The 20,523-nt window shown below is 72.0% G+C and carries 20 protein-coding genes, 1 pseudogene and 1 riboswitch; of the genes and pseudogenes, 14 read left to right on the forward strand and 7 right to left on the reverse strand.

Annotation, left to right across the window (positions count from 1 at the left end):
* The 4 genes and pseudogenes from AB0L00_RS34490 to gcvT form a co-directional block, all read right to left on the reverse strand.
* Positions 1 to 123 (reverse strand): annotated as a pseudogene (locus AB0L00_RS34490) (lipoyl synthase); the annotation flags it as partial.
* 13 nt (positions 124 to 136) lie between these two features.
* The gene (gene glyA, locus AB0L00_RS34495; protein WP_364441413.1) at positions 137 to 1,393 is read right to left on the reverse strand and encodes a serine hydroxymethyltransferase; all 1,257 of its coding nucleotides are present in this window, start codon (positions 1,391 to 1,393) and stop codon (positions 137 to 139) included.
* Positions 1,393 to 1,776: a glycine cleavage system protein GcvH gene (gene gcvH, locus AB0L00_RS34500; RefSeq protein WP_364441414.1), complete on the reverse strand. Its 384-nt coding sequence runs from the start codon at positions 1,774 to 1,776 to the stop codon at positions 1,393 to 1,395. The genes glyA and gcvH overlap by 1 nt, the downstream gene beginning before the upstream one ends.
* Positions 1,773 to 2,879: a glycine cleavage system aminomethyltransferase GcvT gene (gcvT, locus tag AB0L00_RS34505; protein ID WP_364441416.1), complete on the reverse strand. Its 1,107-nt coding sequence runs from the start codon at positions 2,877 to 2,879 to the stop codon at positions 1,773 to 1,775. The genes gcvH and gcvT overlap by 4 nt, the downstream gene beginning before the upstream one ends.
* A gap of 165 nt (positions 2,880 to 3,044) precedes the next feature.
* A riboswitch (glycine riboswitch) is annotated at positions 3,045 to 3,142 on the reverse strand.
* 240 nt (positions 3,143 to 3,382) lie between these two features.
* Between gcvT and AB0L00_RS34510 the strand changes: the two genes are divergently transcribed.
* On the forward strand, positions 3,383 to 4,681 hold the full coding sequence (locus AB0L00_RS34510; protein WP_364441417.1) for a site-2 protease family protein: 1,299 nt from the start codon (positions 3,383 to 3,385) through the stop codon (positions 4,679 to 4,681).
* 81 nt (positions 4,682 to 4,762) lie between these two features.
* A complete protein-coding gene (locus tag AB0L00_RS34515) occupies positions 4,763 to 5,599 on the forward strand; it encodes a hypothetical protein (RefSeq protein ID WP_364441418.1) in 837 nt (278 codons plus the stop codon).
* Positions 5,600 to 5,602: 3 nt separating this feature from the next.
* Here AB0L00_RS34515 and AB0L00_RS34520 read toward each other — a convergent pair whose 3' ends face one another.
* Positions 5,603 to 7,132, reverse strand: coding sequence for an ATP-dependent DNA ligase (locus AB0L00_RS34520; protein WP_364441419.1), 1,530 nt, complete (start codon positions 7,130 to 7,132; stop codon positions 5,603 to 5,605).
* Between the two features lie 210 nt (positions 7,133 to 7,342).
* On the opposite strand from AB0L00_RS34520, the gene AB0L00_RS34525 reads away from it, so the two are divergent.
* Positions 7,343 to 8,104 (forward strand): hypothetical protein, encoded by a 762-nt coding sequence (locus AB0L00_RS34525; RefSeq protein ID WP_364441420.1) that lies wholly within the window; start codon positions 7,343 to 7,345, stop codon positions 8,102 to 8,104.
* 592 nt (positions 8,105 to 8,696) lie between these two features.
* On the opposite strand, the gene AB0L00_RS34530 is transcribed toward AB0L00_RS34525, so the two are convergent.
* A complete protein-coding gene (locus AB0L00_RS34530) occupies positions 8,697 to 9,107 on the reverse strand; it encodes a hypothetical protein (protein WP_345349623.1) in 411 nt (136 codons plus the stop codon).
* Between the two features lie 217 nt (positions 9,108 to 9,324).
* On the opposite strand from AB0L00_RS34530, the gene AB0L00_RS34535 reads away from it, so the two are divergent.
* From AB0L00_RS34535 to AB0L00_RS34580, 10 genes are all read left to right on the forward strand, one after another.
* A complete protein-coding gene (locus tag AB0L00_RS34535) occupies positions 9,325 to 9,990 on the forward strand; it encodes a class F sortase (protein ID WP_364441422.1) in 666 nt (221 codons plus the stop codon).
* Positions 9,991 to 10,058: 68 nt separating this feature from the next.
* The gene (locus AB0L00_RS34540; RefSeq protein ID WP_364441423.1) at positions 10,059 to 10,487 is read left to right on the forward strand and encodes a CBS domain-containing protein; all 429 of its coding nucleotides are present in this window, start codon (positions 10,059 to 10,061) and stop codon (positions 10,485 to 10,487) included.
* A gap of 142 nt (positions 10,488 to 10,629) precedes the next feature.
* Positions 10,630 to 11,376, forward strand: coding sequence for an alpha/beta fold hydrolase (locus AB0L00_RS34545; protein ID WP_364441425.1), 747 nt, complete (start codon positions 10,630 to 10,632; stop codon positions 11,374 to 11,376).
* 9 nt (positions 11,377 to 11,385) lie between these two features.
* Positions 11,386 to 12,342, forward strand: coding sequence for an NAD-dependent epimerase/dehydratase family protein (locus AB0L00_RS34550; protein WP_364441427.1), 957 nt, complete (start codon positions 11,386 to 11,388; stop codon positions 12,340 to 12,342).
* Complete coding sequence (locus AB0L00_RS34555; protein ID WP_364441428.1) at positions 12,339 to 13,529, forward strand: glycosyltransferase; 1,191 nt, start codon at positions 12,339 to 12,341, stop codon at positions 13,527 to 13,529. The genes AB0L00_RS34550 and AB0L00_RS34555 overlap by 4 nt, the downstream gene beginning before the upstream one ends.
* 71 nt (positions 13,530 to 13,600) lie before the next feature.
* A complete protein-coding gene (locus AB0L00_RS34560; protein WP_364441429.1) occupies positions 13,601 to 14,329 on the forward strand; it encodes a hypothetical protein in 729 nt (242 codons plus the stop codon).
* Entirely contained in the window at positions 14,326 to 14,682 is a 357-nt protein-coding gene (locus AB0L00_RS34565) for a hypothetical protein (RefSeq protein WP_364392628.1), read from the forward strand. Before AB0L00_RS34560 ends, AB0L00_RS34565 begins: the two co-directional genes overlap by 4 nt.
* Entirely contained in the window at positions 14,682 to 15,794 is a 1,113-nt protein-coding gene (locus tag AB0L00_RS34570; RefSeq protein ID WP_364441430.1) for a glycosyltransferase family 4 protein, read from the forward strand. Before AB0L00_RS34565 ends, AB0L00_RS34570 begins: the two co-directional genes overlap by 1 nt.
* Before the next feature lie 53 nt (positions 15,795 to 15,847).
* A complete protein-coding gene (locus AB0L00_RS34575) occupies positions 15,848 to 16,471 on the forward strand; it encodes a hypothetical protein (protein WP_364441431.1) in 624 nt (207 codons plus the stop codon).
* Positions 16,468 to 17,307 (forward strand): hypothetical protein, encoded by an 840-nt coding sequence (locus AB0L00_RS34580; RefSeq protein ID WP_364441432.1) that lies wholly within the window; start codon positions 16,468 to 16,470, stop codon positions 17,305 to 17,307. The genes AB0L00_RS34575 and AB0L00_RS34580 overlap by 4 nt, the downstream gene beginning before the upstream one ends.
* A 7-nt stretch (positions 17,308 to 17,314) precedes the next feature.
* Here AB0L00_RS34580 and AB0L00_RS34585 read toward each other — a convergent pair whose 3' ends face one another.
* On the reverse strand, positions 17,315 to 18,031 hold the full coding sequence (locus AB0L00_RS34585; RefSeq protein ID WP_364441434.1) for a DUF2993 domain-containing protein: 717 nt from the start codon (positions 18,029 to 18,031) through the stop codon (positions 17,315 to 17,317).
* 127 nt (positions 18,032 to 18,158) lie between these two features.
* Between AB0L00_RS34585 and AB0L00_RS34590 the strand changes: the two genes are divergently transcribed.
* Positions 18,159 to 20,471, forward strand: coding sequence for an FHA domain-containing protein (locus tag AB0L00_RS34590; RefSeq protein ID WP_364441435.1), 2,313 nt, complete (start codon positions 18,159 to 18,161; stop codon positions 20,469 to 20,471).
* Positions 20,472 to 20,523 lie beyond the last annotated feature (52 nt).

Raw genomic sequence — 20,523 nt, forward strand, 5'->3', positions numbered from 1 at the left:
CTCGCGGTATTGGGGGCCCATCGACAGCCGGGTCTTGATCCACGGCGGTTTGCGCTCGATCGGGGTCGCGGAGTTCCGCACCTCGACACGCAACAGCTTCCGGCCCTCAGGAGCGATCGTCATCGTGCGTCATCCCTCACAGGCTGGGGTAGAGAGGGTGCTTGTCCGCCAGCTCGCGGACCCGGGCGGACAGCGCCGCGGAGTCGAACGACGGCTGCAGCGCCAGCGCGATGATGTCGGCGACCTCGGCGAAGTCGTCGGCCCGGAACCCGCGGGTGGCGAGGGCGGGCGTGCCGATCCGCAGACCGGAGGTCACCATCGGCGGACGCGGGTCGTTCGGCACGGCGTTGCGGTTGACCGTGATGCCGATGTCGTGCAGACGGTCCTCGGCGTCCCGTCCCGTGATCTCCGAGTCGACCAGGTCGACCAGGACCAGGTGGACGTCGGTGCCGCCGGTCAGCACCTTGACCCCCGCCTTGGCGGCGTCCTCGCGCAGGAGCCGGGCCGCGAGGATGCGCGCGCCCTCGAGCGTCCGGGCCTGCCGCTCGGCGAACTCGTCGGTCGCGGCGATCTTCAGGGCGACGGCCTTCGCGGCGATGACGTGCTCGAGCGGGCCGCCCTGCGTGCCGGGGAACACCGCCGAGTTGATCTTCTTGGCGTACTCCTCGCGGCAGAGGATGAGACCGCCGCGCGGGCCGCACAGCGTCTTGTGCGTCGTGGTGGTCACGACGTCGGCGTACGGCACCGGCGAGGGGTGCAGGCCCGCGGCGACCAGGCCGGCGAAGTGGGCCATGTCCACCATCAGCAGCGCCCCGGTCTCGTCGGCGACCCGCCGGAACGCGGCGAAGTCGAGCTGCCGCGGGTACGCGGACCAGCCGGCGATGATCATCTTCGGCCGGTACTCCTGGGCGAGCCGGGCGACCTCCTCCATGTCCACGAGGCCGTCGGGACCCACGTGGTAGGCGGCGACGTTGAACATCTTGCCGGAGTAGTTGATCCGCATGCCGTGGGTGAGGTGCCCGCCGTGCGCGAGGTCCAGGCCGAGGATCGTGTCCCCGGGCTCCAGCAGCGCGAAGTACACCGCGATGTTGGCCTGCGCGCCCGAATGGGGCTGCACGTTGGCGTGGTCCGCGCCGAACAGCTCCTTGGCGCGGTCGATCGCCAGTTGCTCGGTGACGTCGACGTACTCACATCCGCCGTAGTAGCGCCGCCCCGGGTAGCCCTCGGCGTACTTGTTCGTCATCACCGAGCCCTGCGCCTCGAGGACGCCGACGGGCGCGAAGTTCTCCGAGGCGATCATCTCCAGCGTCGACTGCTGCCGCCGCAACTCGTCAGCGATCGCGGACGCGACGTCCGGGTCGACCTCGGACAGGGGCAGGTTCAAGAGGTTCATCACGCCTCCTCGATCAGCTTCGAGTAGGCCTGCGCGTCGAGCAGGTCGGCGGGGTCGTCATCGGTCCGCACCCGGAACAGCCATCCCTCGCCGTACGGGTCGGAGTTGATGGCGGCCGGGTCCTCCTCAACGGCGGTGTTCACCGCGACGACCTCACCGGTGACGGGCGAATAGACGTCGCTCACCGACTTGGTCGACTCGGCCTCGCCACACGGCTCACCGGCCTCAACGGACGCGCCCTCCTGGGGCAGCGACACGTACACGATGTCACCCAGCGCATCGGCCGCGTGGGCCGTGATCCCGATGGTCACCACGCCCTCCGACGGCTCGGTGACCCACTCGTGCTCCTGGGTGTAGTACAGCGTCTCGGGAACGGTGCTCACGAAGTCCTCCTGTAGAACGGCAGTGCGACCTTGTCGACCGGCTCGTGCTTACCGCGGATGTCCACCGCGAGGTCGGTGTCCTCGGCATGGCCCGCGTCGATGTAGGCCATGGCGATGGGCTTGCCCAGCGTCGGGGACGGCGCGCCACTGGTCACGACCCCGCAGGGCGTACCGTCCGGCGTCACCACGGCGTACCCGTGGCGCGGGACGCGACGCCCCCGTCCGACGAGCCCCACGAGGGTGCGGCCCGGCGGCGTGTCGGCGCGGGCGGCCAGCGCGGCGCGGCCGACGAAGTCACCGGGCTTGTCGAGCTTGACGCTACGGCCGAGGCCGGCGTCGTACGGGGTGGTCTCGGTGGTCAGCTCGTTGCCGTACAGCGGCATGCCGGCCTCCAGCCGCAGCGTGTCCCGCGCGGACAGCCCGGCGGGCCGCAGGTCGTCGCCGCCGGCCTCCGTGACGGCGTTCCAGACGGCGACGGCGTCACCGGCCGCCACGAACAGCTCGAAACCGTCCTCGCCGGTGTAACCGGTGCGCGCGATCAGCGCGTCGATCCCGGCGACCTTGCCCGGCAGGATCGCGTAGTACTTGAGGTCGGCGAGCGCGGCGTCGGTGAGCGTCGCCAGGATGGCGTGGGCCTTCGGGCCCTGCACGGCGATGAGCGCGTACGCGCCGGACCGGTCGTCGACGGTGGCCTTCTCGAACCCGTCCGCCCGCGCGGTCAGCTCGGCCCGTACGGTCGCGACGTTGGCCGCGTTCGCGACGACCATGTAGGTCTCCGGGGCGAGCCGGTACACGATCAGGTCGTCGAGCACGCCCCCGGCCGGGTCGACGATCATGGTGTAGCGCGCCCGGCCGACGGCGAGCACGGACAGGTGTCCGATGAGCGCGTGGTCGAGGGCCGCCCCGGCCTGCGGGCCGGTCACGAAGATCTCTCCCATGTGGGACAGGTCGAACAGGCCCGCGCCGGTGCGGACGGCCTGGTGCTCGGCGGTCTCGCTGCCGTAACGCAGCGGCATGAGGTACCCGGCGAACTCGGTGATCATGGCGCCGAGCTCGGTGTGTACCTCGTGGAGTGGTGTTCTCTTGGCGTCCGGCGTGGACATCGGGGCAGGCTCCTATCACGCGGGCGGCCGGGAATCCCATCCTCCCATTGGCACGCGAAATGCGGTGGCGGTGCCCTCCCCCTCTGTCATCGGTGCCTGAGAGCTTCACCCCCCGTGGGGGCTTGCACCTTCGGCGGGAGCGTGGCTCCACTTTCCAGAGGTCGCCTGGTCCGCGCGGTTCGTGTGGCCTGAGAGGTTCCGGGGAGGGGTTGCTCCTTCGGCGTACCTCGCTGGCGGCGAGGTCGCTCTCCCGCACGGGATCAACGGCATGGTCAGGCTAGCAGGACCTCCCTGGAGACGGAATCGACGACCGGTGGCCGGGACCTCCGGCTCAATTCCCCGCGAACGCCGGGACGGCCCTCGCGCGCGGGTTTTCGGCATACGCTTGACCGGTCGAGATCTCGGAGGCCTTCGGTGAGCGTGCGCGACACGGTGCGCGAGGCGGCCTGCCGCGGTGCCCGGTGGGCGCCTGCGGTGCGACGGGTGAGGAGCGTGTGCGGGCAATGAGCGTGCTTTTCGTGGTGGGCATCGTCGTCTTCTTCCTCGGGCTGCTCGCCTCGATCGCCCTGCACGAACTGGGCCACATGTCCTTCGCCAAGCTCTTCGGCGTCCGCGTGCCGCAGTTCATGGTCGGGTTCGGGCCCACGATGTGGTCACGGCGCAAGGGCGAGACCGAGTACGGCGTCAAGTGGATCCCGCTCGGCGGCTACATCCGGATGATCGGGATGCTGCCGCCCCGCCGAGGTGATGCGCCCGGGACGGTCCGCCAGGGGTCCACCGGCCCGTTCCAGGGGCTGATCGAGTCGGCGCGCGGCGCCGCCCTGGAGGAGGTCGGCCCGGGCGACGAGGACCGCGTCTTCTACCGCAAGAAGTGGTGGCAGAAGGTCATCATCATGTTCGCCGGGCCGTTCATGAACATCCTGCTGGCGTTCGTGTTCATCAGCGTCGTCGTCATGGGGATCGGCATCTCGACGCTGCAGCCGGTGATCGACTCGGTGTCCAAGTGCACGATCCCGGCCGCGCAGGCGGGCCGGGACTGCCAGGCCGGCGACCCGGTGACCCCGGCGGTACGGGCGGGGCTGCGGCCCGGCGACCGGATCGTGTCCTACGAGGGCCACCGGATCCACACGTACGCGCAGTTGCAGGGCCTGATCCGGGGGTCCGGCGGCCGTACGGTCCCGGTCGTCGTCCACCGCGGCGGCCAGGACATTCCGTTGAGCGTGCCGGTGACCACCAACCAGATGCAGTCGCTCACCGACCCGGACAAGACCGAGACCGTCGGGTTCCTCGGGATCAGCCCGACGAGCGCCCGCGAGCGGCAGGGACCGGGCTTGGTCGTGAGCACGATGACCGACCTGACCAAGCACACCTTCGGGTCGCTGATCGACATGCCGAAGAAGATGGTCGGGGTCTGGAACGCGGCGTTCAGCGACAAGAAGCGCGACCCGAACGGGCCGATCGGCGTCGTCGGCGCCAGCCGGATCGGCGGGGAGATCGCCGCCTCGAAGGAGCCGGGCCTGGACAAGCTCGCGTTCTTCCTGATGATGCTGGGTACGGTCAACTTCGCGGTCGGCATGTTCAACCTCGTGCCGCTGCTGCCGCTGGACGGCGGACACATCGCGGGCGCGCTGTGGGAGGCGGTGAAGAAGGGCATCGCCCGGGTGACCCGCAGGCCCGACCCCGGCCACGTCGACGTGGCGAAGGCGCTCCCGCTCACGTACGCGATGGCCGCGGTGATCATCACGATGGGCGCCTTGCTGATCTACGCGGATCTGGTGAATCCGGTACGCCTGAACGGCTGACGGTCTCGGCGGCTCCCGAGCCGGCAGTGACCACCGACGTCAAGCGTTATCACAGACCGGAATGGGTCATGATGAGGACGTATGACGTCGGGGGCCAATGTGGAGGGACTGTTCACCGAGCGCGTCGTCCAGACCGGACGGCTGCCGCTGTTCTGCTTCTTCGTGGCGTTCATCGTCACGTTCGTCATCGTGCGCATCAACGTGCGGCTGATCCGCGCCAAGGTCCGCTGGTGGTTCAAGAACGTCGAGGTCGGTGACCTTCACATCCACCACGTGGTGTTCGGCGTCGTGCTGATGCTCATCGGCGGGGTGGCCGGGTTCTGCATCCCGGACGTCTACACGGGCTGGTACGCCCTCGCCGCCTCCGTCTTCGGGGTGGGGGCCGCCCTCGTCCTCGACGAGTTCGCGCTCATCCTGCACCTGCGCGACGTCTACTGGATGGAGGAGGGTCGCGCCTCCGTCGACGCGGTGTTCATCGCGGTCGCGGTGACCGGCCTGATCCTGGTGGGCGTCCGCCCGATCTGGCTCAGCGACGTCCATGATCTGCGGCCGGACGCGACCGTCTCCGTCGGCGTCTTCCTGGTCGTCTTCGCCAACATCCTCATCAACCTCGGTCTGGCCATCGTGACCCTCTTCAAGGGCAAGATCTGGACCGGGCTGCTGGGCCTGTTCCTGCCGGTGGTGCTCATCTTCAGCGCGTTCCGGCTGGCCCGGCCGGGATCGCCGTGGGCCCGCTGGAGGTACCGGCCGGGCACGCGGAAGTTCCGGCGGGCGCTCCGCCGTGAGCAGCGCATCCGCCGCCCGATGATCCGGGCGAAGATCTGGGTCCAGGAGTTCATCGCGGGCCGCCACGACCTGATCGCCCACGAGCGGACCGTGGGCCCCCGGCGCCGCCTCGACCGCGGCGGCCGCCCGTAGTGATCAGACCGGAAAAGGGGCGACGGCGCGCACGCTGGCGAAGGTGTCGGCCTCGGCGGCGGTCTTGTCCGGGCGGTGGCGGAGCACCCGCGCGAACCGCAGTGCCAGCCCGCCGGGGTAGCGCGGGCTGCGCTGCACGCCGTCGAAGGCGATCTCGACGACGAGCTCGGGCCGTACGTAGACCGTGTAGTCGTCGCGGTGCGTCTCCAACGCGAGCAGCCGCTCGGTCTGCCAGGCCAGCATCTCGTCGGTCAGGCCCTTGAACGTCTTGCCCAGCATCACGAACCCGCCGGTCTCCGGGTCGCGGGCCCCGAGGTGCAGGTTGGACAGCCTGCCCTGGCGGCGTCCGTTGCCCCACTCGACGGCCAGGACGACCAGGTCGAGCGTGTGGCGGGGTTTCACCTTGATCCACCCGGCGCCGCGCCGGCCGGCGGTGTACGGGGTGTCGAGGGACTTGACGAGCACGCCTTCGTGACCGTGCGCGAGGGCGTCGTCGAAGAACGCGCGGGCCTCGTCGACGGAGGCGGTGACCACCCGCGGCATGCGCAGCGCCTCGGGGACGACCCGGACCAGCGCCTCGTTGCGCTCGGCGCCCGGCAGGTCGATCAGGTCCTCGCCGTCGAGGTGCAGCACGTCGAACAGGAACACCGACAGTGGAACGTCCTGCCCGCCGCCCGGTCGCACGCCGTGGCTGGCGACACGGGCCGAGGTGACCTGGAACGGGTGGGGCCGGCCGTCGTCGCGCAGCGCGATGAGCTCACCGTCGAGGACGGCCGTGTCGGCGGGCAGCGCGCCGAGCGCGGTGACGATCTCCGGCAGCCGGCCGGTGATGTCGTCGAGCGTGCGGGTGAACAGGCGCACCTCGCCCTTGGACACGTGCGCCTGGACCCGGATGCCGTCGAGCTTCCACTCCACGGCGGCGGGGCTCACCTTCTCCAGCGCCGCCTCGACGGACGGCGCGCCGGCGGCGAGCATCGGCTTGACCGGGCGCCCGACCTCCAGGCCGAACGCGCGCAGCCCCTCCCGGCCCTCGGACAGCGCCGCGTCGGCCACCGCGCCGAGCGAGCCGCGGAACATCACGGCGCGGCGAACGTCGGCCGCCGGCACGTCGGCCGCGGCGGCGATGGCGTCGGCCATCACGCCGTCGAGAGCGCCCTGGCGCAGCTCGCCGGAGAGCAGGCGGAGGAGGAAACTCTGCTCGGCGGCGGTCGCTCGGGAGAACAATTCCCCCACCAACTGTCGCCGGGCGGTGACGGAACCCTTACCCGAAACCGCGCCGATCGCGGTGAACGCGGCGTCGACCTCGTCCACGGTGAGGGCCGCCTCGGTCGCGGCGGGCGGCAGGTCGCGGAGTGTCGCCCAGCCGACGCCGATCTGGCGTTGTGGCAGCTCACCGGAGAGATATGCCACCGCGATCGCCGTCTCCTCCGGCTCGGCGTCCCGCAGGCAGGCGGCGAGCAGCTCGATCTTGGCACGTCGGCCGGACGTCGCGGCGACGGCCCGTGAGGTCTCGGTGATCTCGCTCAACAGCACATTCCATTCTGACGCCGGGGACCGACAATCGGGTGAGCCCGTCCCGGAGGACCGGCGGCCGGGCAGCGGCGGCCGGAGGAGGAGGCGAAGAACGGCATGGCGTCACACTTGCCGGACGCGTATGAGTCTGGTTTGGGAGTGGAATCGCCGGTTACGGTCGCATCGAGCCGACATCCCGGGCCGTCCGGGGAACACGAGTGGGGAGAAGGATTGGGACTGCCGCGGCTGCCGGAACCGTTCCACCGGGTCTACTCGCCCCCGGAGGCGCCGAAGGCGAAGAGCCGCCGGCCGCGTACGGCCGGTGTCGTGGTCGCCGTGTTCGTCGTGGTGGCGATGGGCCTCGCCGCCGCGGCCGTCTTCGTGTTCGGCCGTGGGGGAGCCCGCCCGGCGGCGGCGCCGGCCCGGTCCCGTCCGGCCACGGCCGGTTCCCGGGCGGCCGACACGCCCGCGAGGGCCGCGCAGCCGCCCGTGTTCGCGAGCCTGCCGCAGGCGTGCTCGGTCCTGCCCGCCGACACGGTACGGCGGCTGGTGCCGACGGCCGCACCGAAGATCGACAAGATGGGCGCGGAGACGGCGGGCGTCTGCAAGTACTCGATGACCGACGGGGGCCGCTACCGCGCCGTACAGGTCGACGCGCGGGCGTTCCTGCCCAAGTACATGCACGACCAGGCCACTCGCATGACCGTCTGGTCGTTCGAGGCGCAGTGGCGGCAGGCGGAGAAGGACCGGACGACCGACACGAGCTCGCTGCGCCGTATCGGCGGCCTCGGCGACGCGGCGTTCGAGCGGTTCTGGATCGACCGGGACGTCCGGATCGCGGTCGGAGAGGCCACCGTGCGGTACCGCAACATCATCCTGCGGGTCCAGTACACCGAGGAGCAGCCGGCCGACAAGGACCGGCCCGCCGCCGAGCAGCGGTGCCTGGCCGACGCCATCGCGGCCGCCCGCGCGGGCCTGACCTCGTTGCACTGATCCCGGAGCGGCGCCGGTACCAGCACCCGGGAATGTCCGAAAAATGAGTGAAACGGCATCTTGTTGGCGTCCGACACATAATTCCGCATGAGGTGATCGTCTCTCGTCGGAGTCGTACCTTCTACGACCCTCATGGCCGCCTGTCAGCCGATTCGGCATGACCGGCCACTCATCCGCGCATAATGACCGATGTGGGACGGAGAAGGGTGCTTGGATGCGGCCGCGTTCACGGGTGTGGACTGTCTCGCGCACGGTGACGTGGCAGGTCAGCGCACATGTCCACGGTGCGGGGCGGGCGGTGGCGGTTGTGCGGCAAATCCGCTTAATGGAGCTGAGGTCGCCTGATTCCCTACTCGTTGATAATGGCGGTATGGCTGATCCGACTAAGTGTCCATCTCGCACCGTAATCATTTGATCAAGAGCATAGAGACTTAGGTCGCGGTGTCGGTGATGGGGGAATGAGGGGAGCGGTGGCGATGCCGGCAGCCAGGGAGCAGTCCGGGCTGCCGCTGACATCAAGGGGGTACTTATGAGGGTCGAACTCCTGACCCTGACAACCGCTTCAGCGGCCGCTCTGACGATCGGGCTTGCTTCACCCGCTCTTGGCGCGGCGCTCCAAAGCGACACTCAGGCCGGGCTGCACCACCGGGCGCAGCACCTTGCCGTCCAGACGGGAGCACACAAGGCGCTGAATGCCGAAGGTGCGCACGGCGCGGCCCTCCGCCGGGGCGGCGACGATGACGACGGTGACGGTGACGGTGACGGCGGCGGTGACGGCGGCGGTGACGTCGGCATCGCGCATCACCAGTTCCGTCACCGGCACCACGGCATCCTCCGTGGTCCCTTCGCCTTCGGCGACGAGGGGGGAGGCGGCTGTGACGACGAGAGCTGTGGTGGAGACGGCGACCACGCGGCCGGTGACGAAGAGGGCGAAGGCTGCTGCGCCGGTGGCGGTGGTGGCGGCAAGGAGGTCGTGAAGAAGATCCGCGGACGGGTCGTGCACGCGGTGCCCGGCCAGGTCAGCGCGGTTCCTCGTGGCGCCGTGCCGACCGGTTTCGGTGGCAGCCAGGGAGCGAGCGTGCCGATCGGCGTCGCCGGGCTCACCTTGATCCTTGGCGGCGCGGGGCTCATTGCTCGCCGGCGGATCCGGACCGGTGCCCGCTCCTAGCCGATCATCGCGATCACGTGGCGGCCGTCTCCGCGGCGGGGCGGCCGCCGGGTTGATCGCTACCGGGGCGGCGGTCCTGTGGTTCGACGCGTGTCACCACACAGGGCCGCCGCGACCGGACCCGCATGCCGCCCGGTCGGGCGCGGCGATCAGCCCGCCGGCCGGGCCGGTCCTCAAGGCGGCGGCGCCGTTGCGCGTGGACGTCCCGCGGGTCGGGATCCACTCGCGGCTGATCCGGGTCGGCCTCCAGCACGACGGCTCGCTCGGCGTGCCGCCGCTGTCGCGCGCCCAGTTGGCCGGCTGGTACGAGAAGGGCCCGTCGCCGGGTGAGCGCGGACCCGCCGTGCTCGTCGGCCACGTCGACACGAAGAAGGGGCCGGCCGTCTTCTTCCGGCTCTCGAGCCTGCACCCGGGCGACCGGATCGAGGTCACCCGCGCGGACGGGAAGGTGGCGACGTTCAGCGTCGACTCGGTCGAGCGCGTCCCCAAGAAACACTTCCCGACGCAACGGGTCTACGGCGACCTGAACTTCGCCGGGCTCCGCCTGATCACGTGCGGTGGCGACTTCGACGGCCACAGCTACGAGGACAACACGATCGTCTACGCCCACCTGGCCATGAACCGCCGGCCCGGCGGGCCCTCCGCCACCGCGACACCCGCCACGGGCGGCTCACCGGAGGCTCCCCGAACCACCGGCCGGGTTTCGCATAAGCCGTGACGTTTCCTCGAAGAGGGAGGATGCTTGGCGTAATGCTGCCTGGTCACGACCGGTCGGGAGGTCGACAGATGCGAATTTCGGAGATCCTCCGCGTCAAGGGCGCGGATGTCGCGACGATCGCCCCGGAGGCGAGCGTACGGCGACTCCTCGGGCTGCTGGCGGAGCGCAATATCGGCGCCGTCGTCGTGTCGGCGGACGGTTCCACGATCGAGGGCATCGTCTCGGAGCGCGACATCGTCCGGCGGCTGAACGAGCGGGGCACGGACCTGCTCGACGCTCCGGTGTCGTCGATCATGACGAGCCCGGTGCGCACATGCGATCCCGGCGACGCCGTGGACGGGCTGCGCGGCACGATGACCGAGCACCGCATCCGTCACCTGCCGGTCGTCCGCGACGGCCGCCTGGTCGGGATCGTCAGCATCGGCGACGTCGTCAAGAGCGCCATCGCCGAGCTCGAGACCGAACGCGAACAGCTCGTCGACTACATCAAGCGCTGACCCCCGTCCCGGCGCCCGGTACGCCACCGGCCGCCCGGTCCACTCGGTCCGTCCGGTCCGCTCAGCCTGCCCGGTTCGTTCGGTACGCCACCGGGGGATCCGGTCGCCGTCGGTCCGGGCGGGGGCGGGCACGATGGACCACATGAGCGTTGAGCCCCTCACCCTGCATGCGATGGACGGCGTCCGGATCGACGCCGGCCACCTACCCGGAGACGGCCTGTGCCTGGTCCTCGCGCACGGGTTCACCGGCGCGTGGCGACAGCCGACGACGCGGCGGATCGCCGCGGTGCTCGGCGAGGTGGGCGGCGTCATCGCGATCGACTTTCGCGGCCACGGGCGGTCCGGCGGCCGGTCCACGGTCGGTGACCGGGAGATCCTCGACGTCGACGCGGCCGTCCGGCACGCCCGCCACCTCGGGTACCGGCACGTCGGGCTCGTCGGCTTCTCGATGGGCGGGGCCGTCGTCGTCCGGCACGCGGCGCTGCACGGCGGCATCGACGCGGTCGCCGCGGTCAGCGCGCCGGCCCGCTGGTACTACCGCGACACCAAGCCGATGCGCCGCGTGCACTGGGCGATCGAGCGCCGGTCGGGCCGCCTGGCCGCCCGCCTCGTCAAGCGGACGCGGATCGCCGGCGGCACCTGGGCGACGGTTCCCGCGGCGCCGCACGAGGTTGCGGGGCGCATCGCGCCGACACCGCTGCTCGTCGTGCACGGCGACCAGGACCCGTTCCTGCCGGTCGAGCACGCCGAGCAGCTGTACGCCGCGGCCCGCGATCCCCGTGAGCTGTGGATCGAACCCGGCTACGGGCACGCCGAGAGCGCCGCGACCCCGGCGCTGATCCGCCGGATCGGACAATGGGCCGCATCTCAGGCGACCGCCGTGCACTAGGGTGCGCACGTGCGGGTGGTGGTGACGGGGGCCGCCGGGTTCATCGGCGGCCATGTGGCGGAGGCGTTCGCCGGGGTGGGCCATGAGGTGCTCGCCGCCGACGCGCTGCACCGGTCCGCCGCGCCGGAGGCCGCGCGGCCCACCTGGGCGGCGCTCGCCGACCGGCCCGGCGTCACGCTCGTCGAGGCCGACCTGGCGGCCGACGACCTGACCAAGCTCGCCGACGCGGACGTGGTCGTCCACCTGGCCGGCCGGCCCGGAGTGCGCAGTTCGTGGGGCGCCGGGGAGGCGGCCACCGAGCGCGACAACGTCACCGCCACGCGGCGGTTGCTCGCCGCCTGCCTGGACCCGGCGGCCGGTCGCCGTCCGCGCGTGGTCGTCGCGTCGAGCTCCTCGGTGTACGGCTCCGCGGGCGACCGCCCGCACCGCGAGGACGATCCGCCGCGTCCCGCCAGCCCGTACGCGCGGAGCAAGGTCGCCGTCGAGCACCTCGTCGCGCGGGCGGTGCGGGAGGGCCTGCCGGCGGTGACCCTGCGGTACTTCTCGGTGTACGGCCCGCGTCAGCGCCCCGACATGGCCTTCCACCGGTTCATCGAGGCGGCGCGGCACGGCCGGCCGCTGCCGGTCTTCGGGGACGGCCGGCAGTCCCGCGCCTTCACGCACGTCGCCGACGTCACGGCCGCGACGCTGGCCGCGGTCACCGCCGACCTGCCGCCGGGGACCGTGCTCAACATCGGCCATCCCGAGCCCGTCACCGTCCGGGACGCGATCGACCTCCTCGCCGGTCTCCTGGGCGTACGTCCGCGGGTGCGCGAGTACGCGCCGGCGGCCGGCGACGCGACCCGTACGTGGGCGGACACGGCCAGGGCCGAGCGTCTGCTCGGCTGGTCCGCCCGGATCGGGCCGGCCGAGGGCCTGGCCGACCAGGTCCGGTGGCACCGCGAGCGTACGGAGCGGGCGGGATGAGTTCCGAGACACCGGCGGCCGTCCGGGCCGCCTACTTCGCCTTCGACCGCTTCCCGTCGAGCAAGGGGTCGGCGGTGCACATCGGGCACATGGCGGCCGAGCTCTTCGCCCGGTTCGACGGCGGCCTGCTCGGCGTGCTCGGCGGTGGGCCCCTGCCGCGCTACCAGCGGGAGGCGGGCGGCATCGAGATCGCGCGCTTCGGCGAGCAGATCCCCAACTTCCTCGACCGCGCCGAGGCGTTCTCCCGATGGGTCGCCGCGCACGTGGAGCCGCACCGCGAGACCCTGCGGATCTGCCACGTCCGCGATCCGTGGAGCGCGCTGCCCGTGGTCGCCCTGCCGGGCCGGAGATATCGCGTCGTGTACGAGGTCAACGGGCTGCCGTCCGTCGAGCTCGCGCACACCCGCCCGTCGGTCACCCCCGCCACCCTGGCGAAGATCGCCGACCTGGAGCGGCTCTGCCTCGAGGGCGCCGACGCGGTCGTGGTGCCCTCGCGGGTCATCGCCGGGGCGCTGTCCCGCCGGGGCGTCCCCGAGACGAAGGTCCACCTGGTGCCGAACGGCGCCGACGTGCCCGCCGCAGCGTCCCGCCCGGACGGCGCGCCGGAGCGGTACCTGGTCTACGTCGGGGCGCTGCAGCCGTGGCAGGGCGTCGACGTGCTGCTGCGGGCGTTCGCCCGGCTGGCGGACCTGACCGATCTCCGGCTGGTGATCTGCTCGTCGGTGCCGGAGCGCCGGGCCCGTCCGCTGCACCGCCTCGCGGAGCGCCTCGGCGTCGCGGACCGCCTGCTCTGGCGGTTCACGCTCCCACACGCGGAGGTGGCGGGCTGGCTGGCGGGCGCTGCGATCTCCGTCGCGCCGCTGACCGCCTGCGCGCGCAACCTCGACCAGGGCTGCGCGCCGCTGAAGATCCTGGAGTCGATGGCCGCGGGGGTCCTGGTGGTCGCCTCCGACCTGCCCGCCGTACGAGAGATCATGACCGACCGGGAGCATGGCCGGCTGGTCGCTCCGGACCGCCCCGCCGAGCTGGCCCGCGTGCTCCGCGTCCTGCTGGAGTATCCGGACGCCGCCCGCGCGATGGGCGAACGCGGCCGGCAGCGGATCCTGGCCGACCTCACCTGGCCGGCGTCCCGCGCCCGGCTGTCCGCGGTGTACGACTCCCTGACGTCTCCTGTCGTGCGCCGCTGACCCGGACCGTGGAGGCCGAACATGCCATATGAGGCTTATCCCGGGCGATATCCGGTTGGTATTGTCCGCCCATGTTCTGGCGGAAGACACGGGCGGCGATCGAGCGATTCCACCCGGTGCACCAGGGGCTGATTCTGCAGCGCACCGCGTCCGCCACGCTCCCGCCGGCGGAGTGGGAGGCCGTCGTGGCCAGCCTCGCCCGGCACGCCGAGACGGTGAAGCGGCGGAAGTGGCGCATCCCGGACCGGGCGGTGCACGTGGTGGTGCCGCTGATCAGGGTGCTGTGCGAGGACGTCGCGCCGAACGGCGCCATCGGCATCACCGCCGACCTGCGCGGCCCCAAGGTGCCCGAGAAGACCGGGCCGAGCCAACGGTTTCCGGGGCGCGGGCGGGTGCGCGGCATCACCGAGTGGTTCGCGCAGGACCCCTGGTTCACGGCGCGGGCCGAGCTGCGGGACGGCAGCGTTCTGGAGCTGGCCGTCATCGACCGGGTCCGCTACCGGAAGATCCACAAGGTCAATCCGCGCGGCAAGCACAAGACGAAGACGAAGACGAAGACCGTCCAGCGGATCACCGCCCGGCGCACCCTGCAGCCCGACCAGAACGTACGGCGGCCGGACACCCCGCCGCCGCCCTCTCTCGCGGTGCGCGTCAAGTCCGCCAAGCGCACGGTGGTCAGCGCGACGACGAAGCTCGGCCCGGCGCCCGCTCTGGACGACCAGGTGCAGTGGATCCTGGCGGTGGCGACCGAGCCGTTCCGGTGGACGCCGCCGACGGCGCCGGTGAGGAGGACCGCGTGAACCCCTGCGCCGTGACGACCGGCTTCTTCGTGCTCGGCCGCTGCGGCCGGCCGTCGGTCACCGTGTGCCGCTGCGGGCGTCCCGTCTGCGGCCATCACGTCGACCCCCAGGGGCTGTGCCCCGAGTGCGCCGCCGCGCAGGCCTACGAGGACCCCTTCCACCCCGGATGGGCTCGCGGGTACCGCCGGCACTACTACCAGCAGAGCTCCGGGCAGTACAACGACCCGATCTGGTACTCCCGGTTCGACTCCTATGACCGCGGCCAGTTCGACGCGGGCGACGGCTTCGACACGGGCGGCTACGAGGGCGACGGCTTCGACGGCGACGACGGGAACGACTGGGTCGACAGTTGATGCGCGTCCTGTGGATCACCGAGCACTACCCGCCGAGCCGCGGCGGCATGGCGGAGTCGTGTGACCGCATCGTCCGCGGCCTGCGCGCGGCGGGCGTGGAGATCGACGTGGCGCACCTGACCCGGCGGTCGCGGCCGTGGCGGGTGGAGCGCGAGGCCGGCGGGCGGCTGCTCGTGGTCCCGCTGGAGGACAACCCCGAGCACGCGCTGCGCCGGCTGTGGACCGAGCTGCACGGCGAGGAGTACACCCACGTCGTCGCGTTCGGCGGCACGTACGCCCTGGTCGGCGCGCCCGTGCTGGCCGCCTGGCTCGGCGCGCCGCTGGTCACGCTGCTGCGCGGCAACGACTTCGACACCGGCGTCTTCTCGCTGCGCCGCCGCGAGGCGCTGCTGACGGCGCTGCGCGCGTCCGCCCGCGTCTGCGTGGTCGCCCGGTCGCACGGCCCGCTGGTGTCCGCGCTCGTCCCGGACACCGCCGTGACCTGGGTGGCCAACGGCATCGACACCGCGGACTGGGAGGTCCTGCCCTCCGAGCGGGCCCGCGCACGGGAGTGGCGGGCGGCCCATGTGGAGCCGGGGCGGCGCGTGCTCGGCCTCGTCGGTCAGCTGAAGAACAAGAAGGGCGTCGGCTTCCTGCTCGACGCGCTCGCCGCCTCCGGGCACGTGTCGGCGTTCCACCTGCTCCTCGTCGGCGAGGTCGAGGACGGGATGGAGGAGCGGCTGGCCGCCGTGCCGCACACGCGGATGCCGTTCCTGGACCGGTACGAACTGCCGGGCGTGTACGCGTCCTGCGACCTGGTCGCACTGCCGTCGTTCTACGACGGGCTGCCGAACGTCTCGCTGGAGGCCGCCGCGCTCGGCGTACCGCTGCTCGCCTCTGACGCCGGGGGCCTGGCCGACCTGGCCGACGAGGAGATCGGCTTCACGTTCCGCGCGGGCGACCCGCACGGCTGCCGTGCGGCAGTCGACCGGGCGGTACGGGCGACGGACGAGGAGCTCGCCAAGCTGGGCGCGGCGGCGCGCGAACGCGTGCGCCGGGACTTCGCCCCGGCGGCCGAGACCGCCGGATACCTGGCGGTCCTCACGGAGACCATGAGCGAGCGGAGCGAGTGAATCATCAGCACAGCGCCTCTGGTCACTCCTCCGACGAAGGAGGCCGTACGGCCGTGAAGCGTACGGCGAGCGGCCTGGTGGCGGCGGTGCTGCTGCTCGCCGGCTGCTCCGGCGGCGGGGGCGGCGACCGTACGACGACCGCACCACCACCGTCGCCGACCACCGGCTCCGCCGCCCCGGCGTACCTGCGCGTCACGACTGCCGCCGGCGGCCCGCTCCTGCTCATCGACACGACCGGTGGGACGACGCGGATCACCAGCAGGCTCGGCGGCGCATCGGTCACCATCACCGGCGCGGACGGCCGGTACACCGAGGGCGGCCGGGTGGTGGCCGTGGTGAAGCCGTCCGCCGACGGCGTCAAGCTGAAGGACACCGCCGGACGTACGCTGTGGCGCGCCAAGCTCGCGGGCGGCAGGGTGCGGATCCGGCGCGGCGAGTCCGACACGCGGTACGAGTTCCGGCACGAGGCGGACGGCCGGATCAAGGTGAAGCAGGGGCGGACCGAGGTCGGCGACGTCCGGTCCCTGGAGCAGGGCACCAAGGTCGAGACCGCGGCCGGCGCCACGGTCGCCCGCTCCGGCACCGCACCGAGCACCGGCCTGGCGGTCCTGCTCTGCCGCGAGGTGCCGCCGGACCTGCGGGCCGTACTCGCCGCCGCGCTGGCGTCCCGGCTTTGATCGTCTGCTACGCGCAGGGCGGGGGCCTCGGGCACCTCACCCGCATCCGGGCCTACCTGCACACCCGTGAGGTGGGCGACGAGCCGGTGACGATCCTGACCGGCTCGCCGTTCGCCGGTGACCCGCGGGTCGTGGCCGGCCGCCCGGTGCTGTCCGCGCCCGCCGGGCTGGACCGGGACGCGCTCACGCGCTGGATCGGCGGGACCCTGGCCGGGCTGCGGCCGCGTGAGCTCGTCGTCGACGCCTTTCCCGCGGGGCTGTCCGGTGAACTGAGCGCCGCCATCGTCCCGGCGGGCACCCGTGTCGTGCACCTCGCCCGGCTGCTGCGCTGGGACGCGTACCGGCCGCTGCTGGCCGCCGATCCCCTCGAGTTCGCCGAGACCCGGCTGGTCGAGCCGGTGGGCGACGCGCACCGCGCATACCTCGAGTCGGTGTCGTCCGTGGTCGCGCCGCTGACGCTGGTCGACCCGCCGGAGCCGGAACCCGCCGTCCCCACCGAGCCCGGCGGCTGGCTGATCGTGCACTCCGGGCCGGTCGCCGAAGTGTCGGAACTCGTCGCGTACGCGCTGGACGTCGCGGCGCTCGACGGCGTGCGTCCGAGCTTCACGCTGGTGTCGCCGAACCGTCCGGACGGCCTGCCGCCGGGGATCGCGCACCATGACGTCTATCCGGCCTGGCCGTTGTTCGCCGGGGCGGACCGGATCGTCACCGCGGCGGGCTGCAACGTGGTCCGCCAGCTGGCCCGATGGCCGGAGCGGCACCGGATGCTGCCGTTCCCGCGCCGCTTCGACGACCAGTACGCCCGCGCCGCCCGCGCCCGCCGCTCGATCTCCTAGGGCCGGTTCAGCCGCTGAAGGTGATGTGCGCGCCGGAGACGTGCAGCTCCACGCCCTTCGCGGTGACCGACAGGCTGTCGAACGTGAGGCCGAGCGGCAGGCCGCCGACCGGCACGGTGAAGTCGAGGTCCTGGTCCAGGTCGGAGAGGGAGAATCCCTCGGCCGACAGCGGGTGGACGCGGATCTGGTCCCGGCCGACCTTGGTGACCTGCCAGACCACCGTGCCGGAGCCGATCCCGAGGTCGACGTCGCCCTTGACCTTGTCGGGACCGGCGGCCGTGAACCGTACGCCGGGCTCGTCGGCGGTCTTGGCCAGCTCGCCGAACCCGATCGTCGCGGTGCCGTCCACTCTGCCGAGGGAGCCCTTGCGGAACCCCGAGTCGACGCGCACGTCCCGGACGTCCCCGTCGATGCGGCTGATGGTGATCGGCCCCTCCCGCACGTTGCGGGCGGTCAGGTGGGCGTGCGGGAAGTGACGGTTCAGGACCTGGGTGACGAAGGGGAAGCCGCTGATCGTCACGTCGGGCCGGGCGCCGAACCCCTGCTTCTGGATCTCACTGGAGATACGGCTCTCGGCGTACGCGGCGGCGATCCGGTCGAGGGCGACCAGAAGGCCCAGCAGCACCAGAAGGACGACCAGCAGGACGACCCACGGCCGCCGCCGGCGGCGCCGTTTCGCCGGAAGGCCGTCCGGGCGGGTCAAGTCGCTGTCGTAGGCGCTCATTTGACGGTGATGGAGGTCGCCATGATGTTCAGCAAATTTCACCGCGGGGTAGTCGTCAATGGTTTAACCGCAGAGTCATGACAAAGTTGATGGGCGTTTCATGACTTCGGATCTACACTGCGGAGATATGGCGGCCGAGGGCTTTGTCTCGTCGATGGCCCCACCGGCGCTCGTCGTGCGGACCAAGGAGGCCGTCCGCAGACTGCAGCCCGGGGGCTCCTACTCCATCGGCCGTGATCCGGCGGCCGACATCTCGATCGCCGACCCCCGCGTGTCGTGGCGGCACGCCGTGCTGCGCACCGACGACAAGGGCTGGCTCCTGGAGGATCTGGGCAGCACGAACGGTACGTTCGCCGGCTCGCGGCGCGTCCGGCGCGCCGGCATCGAGGGCGAGATCGTCTTCCGGCTGGGCAACGCCGAGAGTGGTCCGCCGGTGGCCTGTTCGGTTCCGCCGGTGCTCGACTCGCGCATCGGCGTGGACCGCCGGCCGACCTCCGTCATCCACGTCCCGTCCCGCCCGCTGCGGATCGGCCGGGCTCCGGACAATGACGTCGTGCTGTCCGATCTGATCGTTTCCCGCTATCACGCCGAGCTCCGGAAAAGAGCCGACGGGCGGCACGAGATCGTTGATCTCGGTGGCCACAATGGGACTTTCGTCAACGGGAAAAGGATCAACTCCGAGCCGCTCACCGAAAGTGACATCGTCGGCATCGGGCGGGCCACTTTTCGGCTCGTCGGCGACGAACTCAGGGAGTTCATCGACACCGGCGACGTGTCGCTGGTCGCCCAGGACCTCACCGTGCGGACCGCGAAGGGAAAGGTGCTGCTCGACCACGTCAGCTTCCCGATCCCCGAGCGCTGCCTGGTCGGGGTGATCGGCCCCAGCGGTGCCGGCAAGTCGACCCTGCTCGGCGCGGTGACCGGAACCCGGCCGGCGACCGAAGGCGGTGTCCGATACGACAATCGGGACCTCTACCGGCACTACGCGGAGCTGCGGCACCGGATCGGCCTGGTCCCGCAGGAGGACATCCTGCACACCCAGTTGCCCACCCGCCGGGCGCTGCGGTACGCGGCGGAGCTGCGCTTCCCCGGCGACACGGTCGCGGCGGAGCGGAACCGGCGCGTCGACGAGGTGATCGAGGAGCTCGGGCTCACCGCGCACGCGGATACGCGGATCGACTCACTGTCCGGCGGCCAGCGCAAGCGGGTGAGCGTGGCGCTGGAACTGCTGACCAAGCCGTCGCTGCTGTTCCTGGACGAGCCCACGTCCGGTCTGGACCCGGGGCTGGACAAGTCCGTCATGGAGATGATGCGCGACCTCGCCCACGACGGCCGGACGATCGTCGTGGTCACGCACAGCGTCGCCAACCTCGACACGTGCGACCGCCTGCTCGTCCTCGTCCCCGGCGGCCGGGTGGCCTACTACGGGCCGCCGGCGGAGGGCCTGGGCTTCTTCGGCAAGGAGAGCTGGGCGGAGGTGTTCCAGGCGTTCGACCGGGAGCCCGACCGCGACTGGGCCGCCGAGTTCCGGATGGCACCGCTGTACACCCGCTACGTCCTGTCCGGCCTGGACGGCGACGCCGAGGTGCACCGTCCGGAGCCGGTGGCGGCGGACCCGCCGCCCCGGCGGCAGGGCCGGTTCTCCCAGCTCGGCACGCTCTGCCGCCGGTACACCGCGGTGATCGGCTCTGACCGCAGCTACCTGGCCGTGCTGGCGGTGCTCCCCCTGGTCGTCGGGCTGCTGATCCGGGCGATGCCGGCGCCGCACGGGCTGACCGGGCTCGGCGAGAACGACGACGCGGCGTCGGTGCTCCTGACGCTCGTCATCGGCGCGTGCTTCGTCGGGGCCGCCAACTCCGTGCGCGAGCTCGTCAAGGAACGCCCGATCTACCGCCGGGAGCGGGCGGCGGGGCTGTCCGCCGGGATCTACCTGCTGTCGAAGATCCTCATCCTCGGTCTGATCACCGGGGTGCAGGCGGTGCTGCTCGTCCTCATCGGCCTGGTGTTCCGCCCGATGCCGGCGCACGGCGCGTTCACCTCGCCGTACCCGGAGCTCATGCTGGCCATGGCCGGCCTGGCGGTCGTGTCGATGGCGATGGGCCTGCTGGTGTCGGCGGCGGTGAGCACGTCGGAGAAGACGATGCCGTTGCTGGTCCTGCTGTCCCTGGCCCAGGTGATCCTCTGCGGCGCCCTCATGCCGCTCCAGGGCAAGGCGGGCCTGGAACAGGTCGCCTGGATCACGCCGTCGCGCTGGGGCCTGGGCGCGGCCGCCTCGACCGTCGACCTCGCGCACCTGCCGCACAAACCGATCGTCGACCGGCTCTGGCACCCGGACGCGACCACGTGGGGCACGGACATGGGGGTGCTGGCCGGTATCGGGCTGCTGTTCGTCATCGTCGCCTGGTGGCGCCTCGAGCGCCTGCGCCCGGGCCGCCGCTGACCAGGGGCCGGACGGACCTGCGGCAGGCCCGCTGCCCGTTTTGTCGGGGTAC

It is taken from the genome of Actinoallomurus sp. NPDC052308, assembly GCF_040679195.1.
In the GTDB taxonomy this organism is placed as follows: Bacteria; Actinomycetota; Actinomycetes; order Streptosporangiales; family Streptosporangiaceae; genus Actinoallomurus; species Actinoallomurus liliacearum.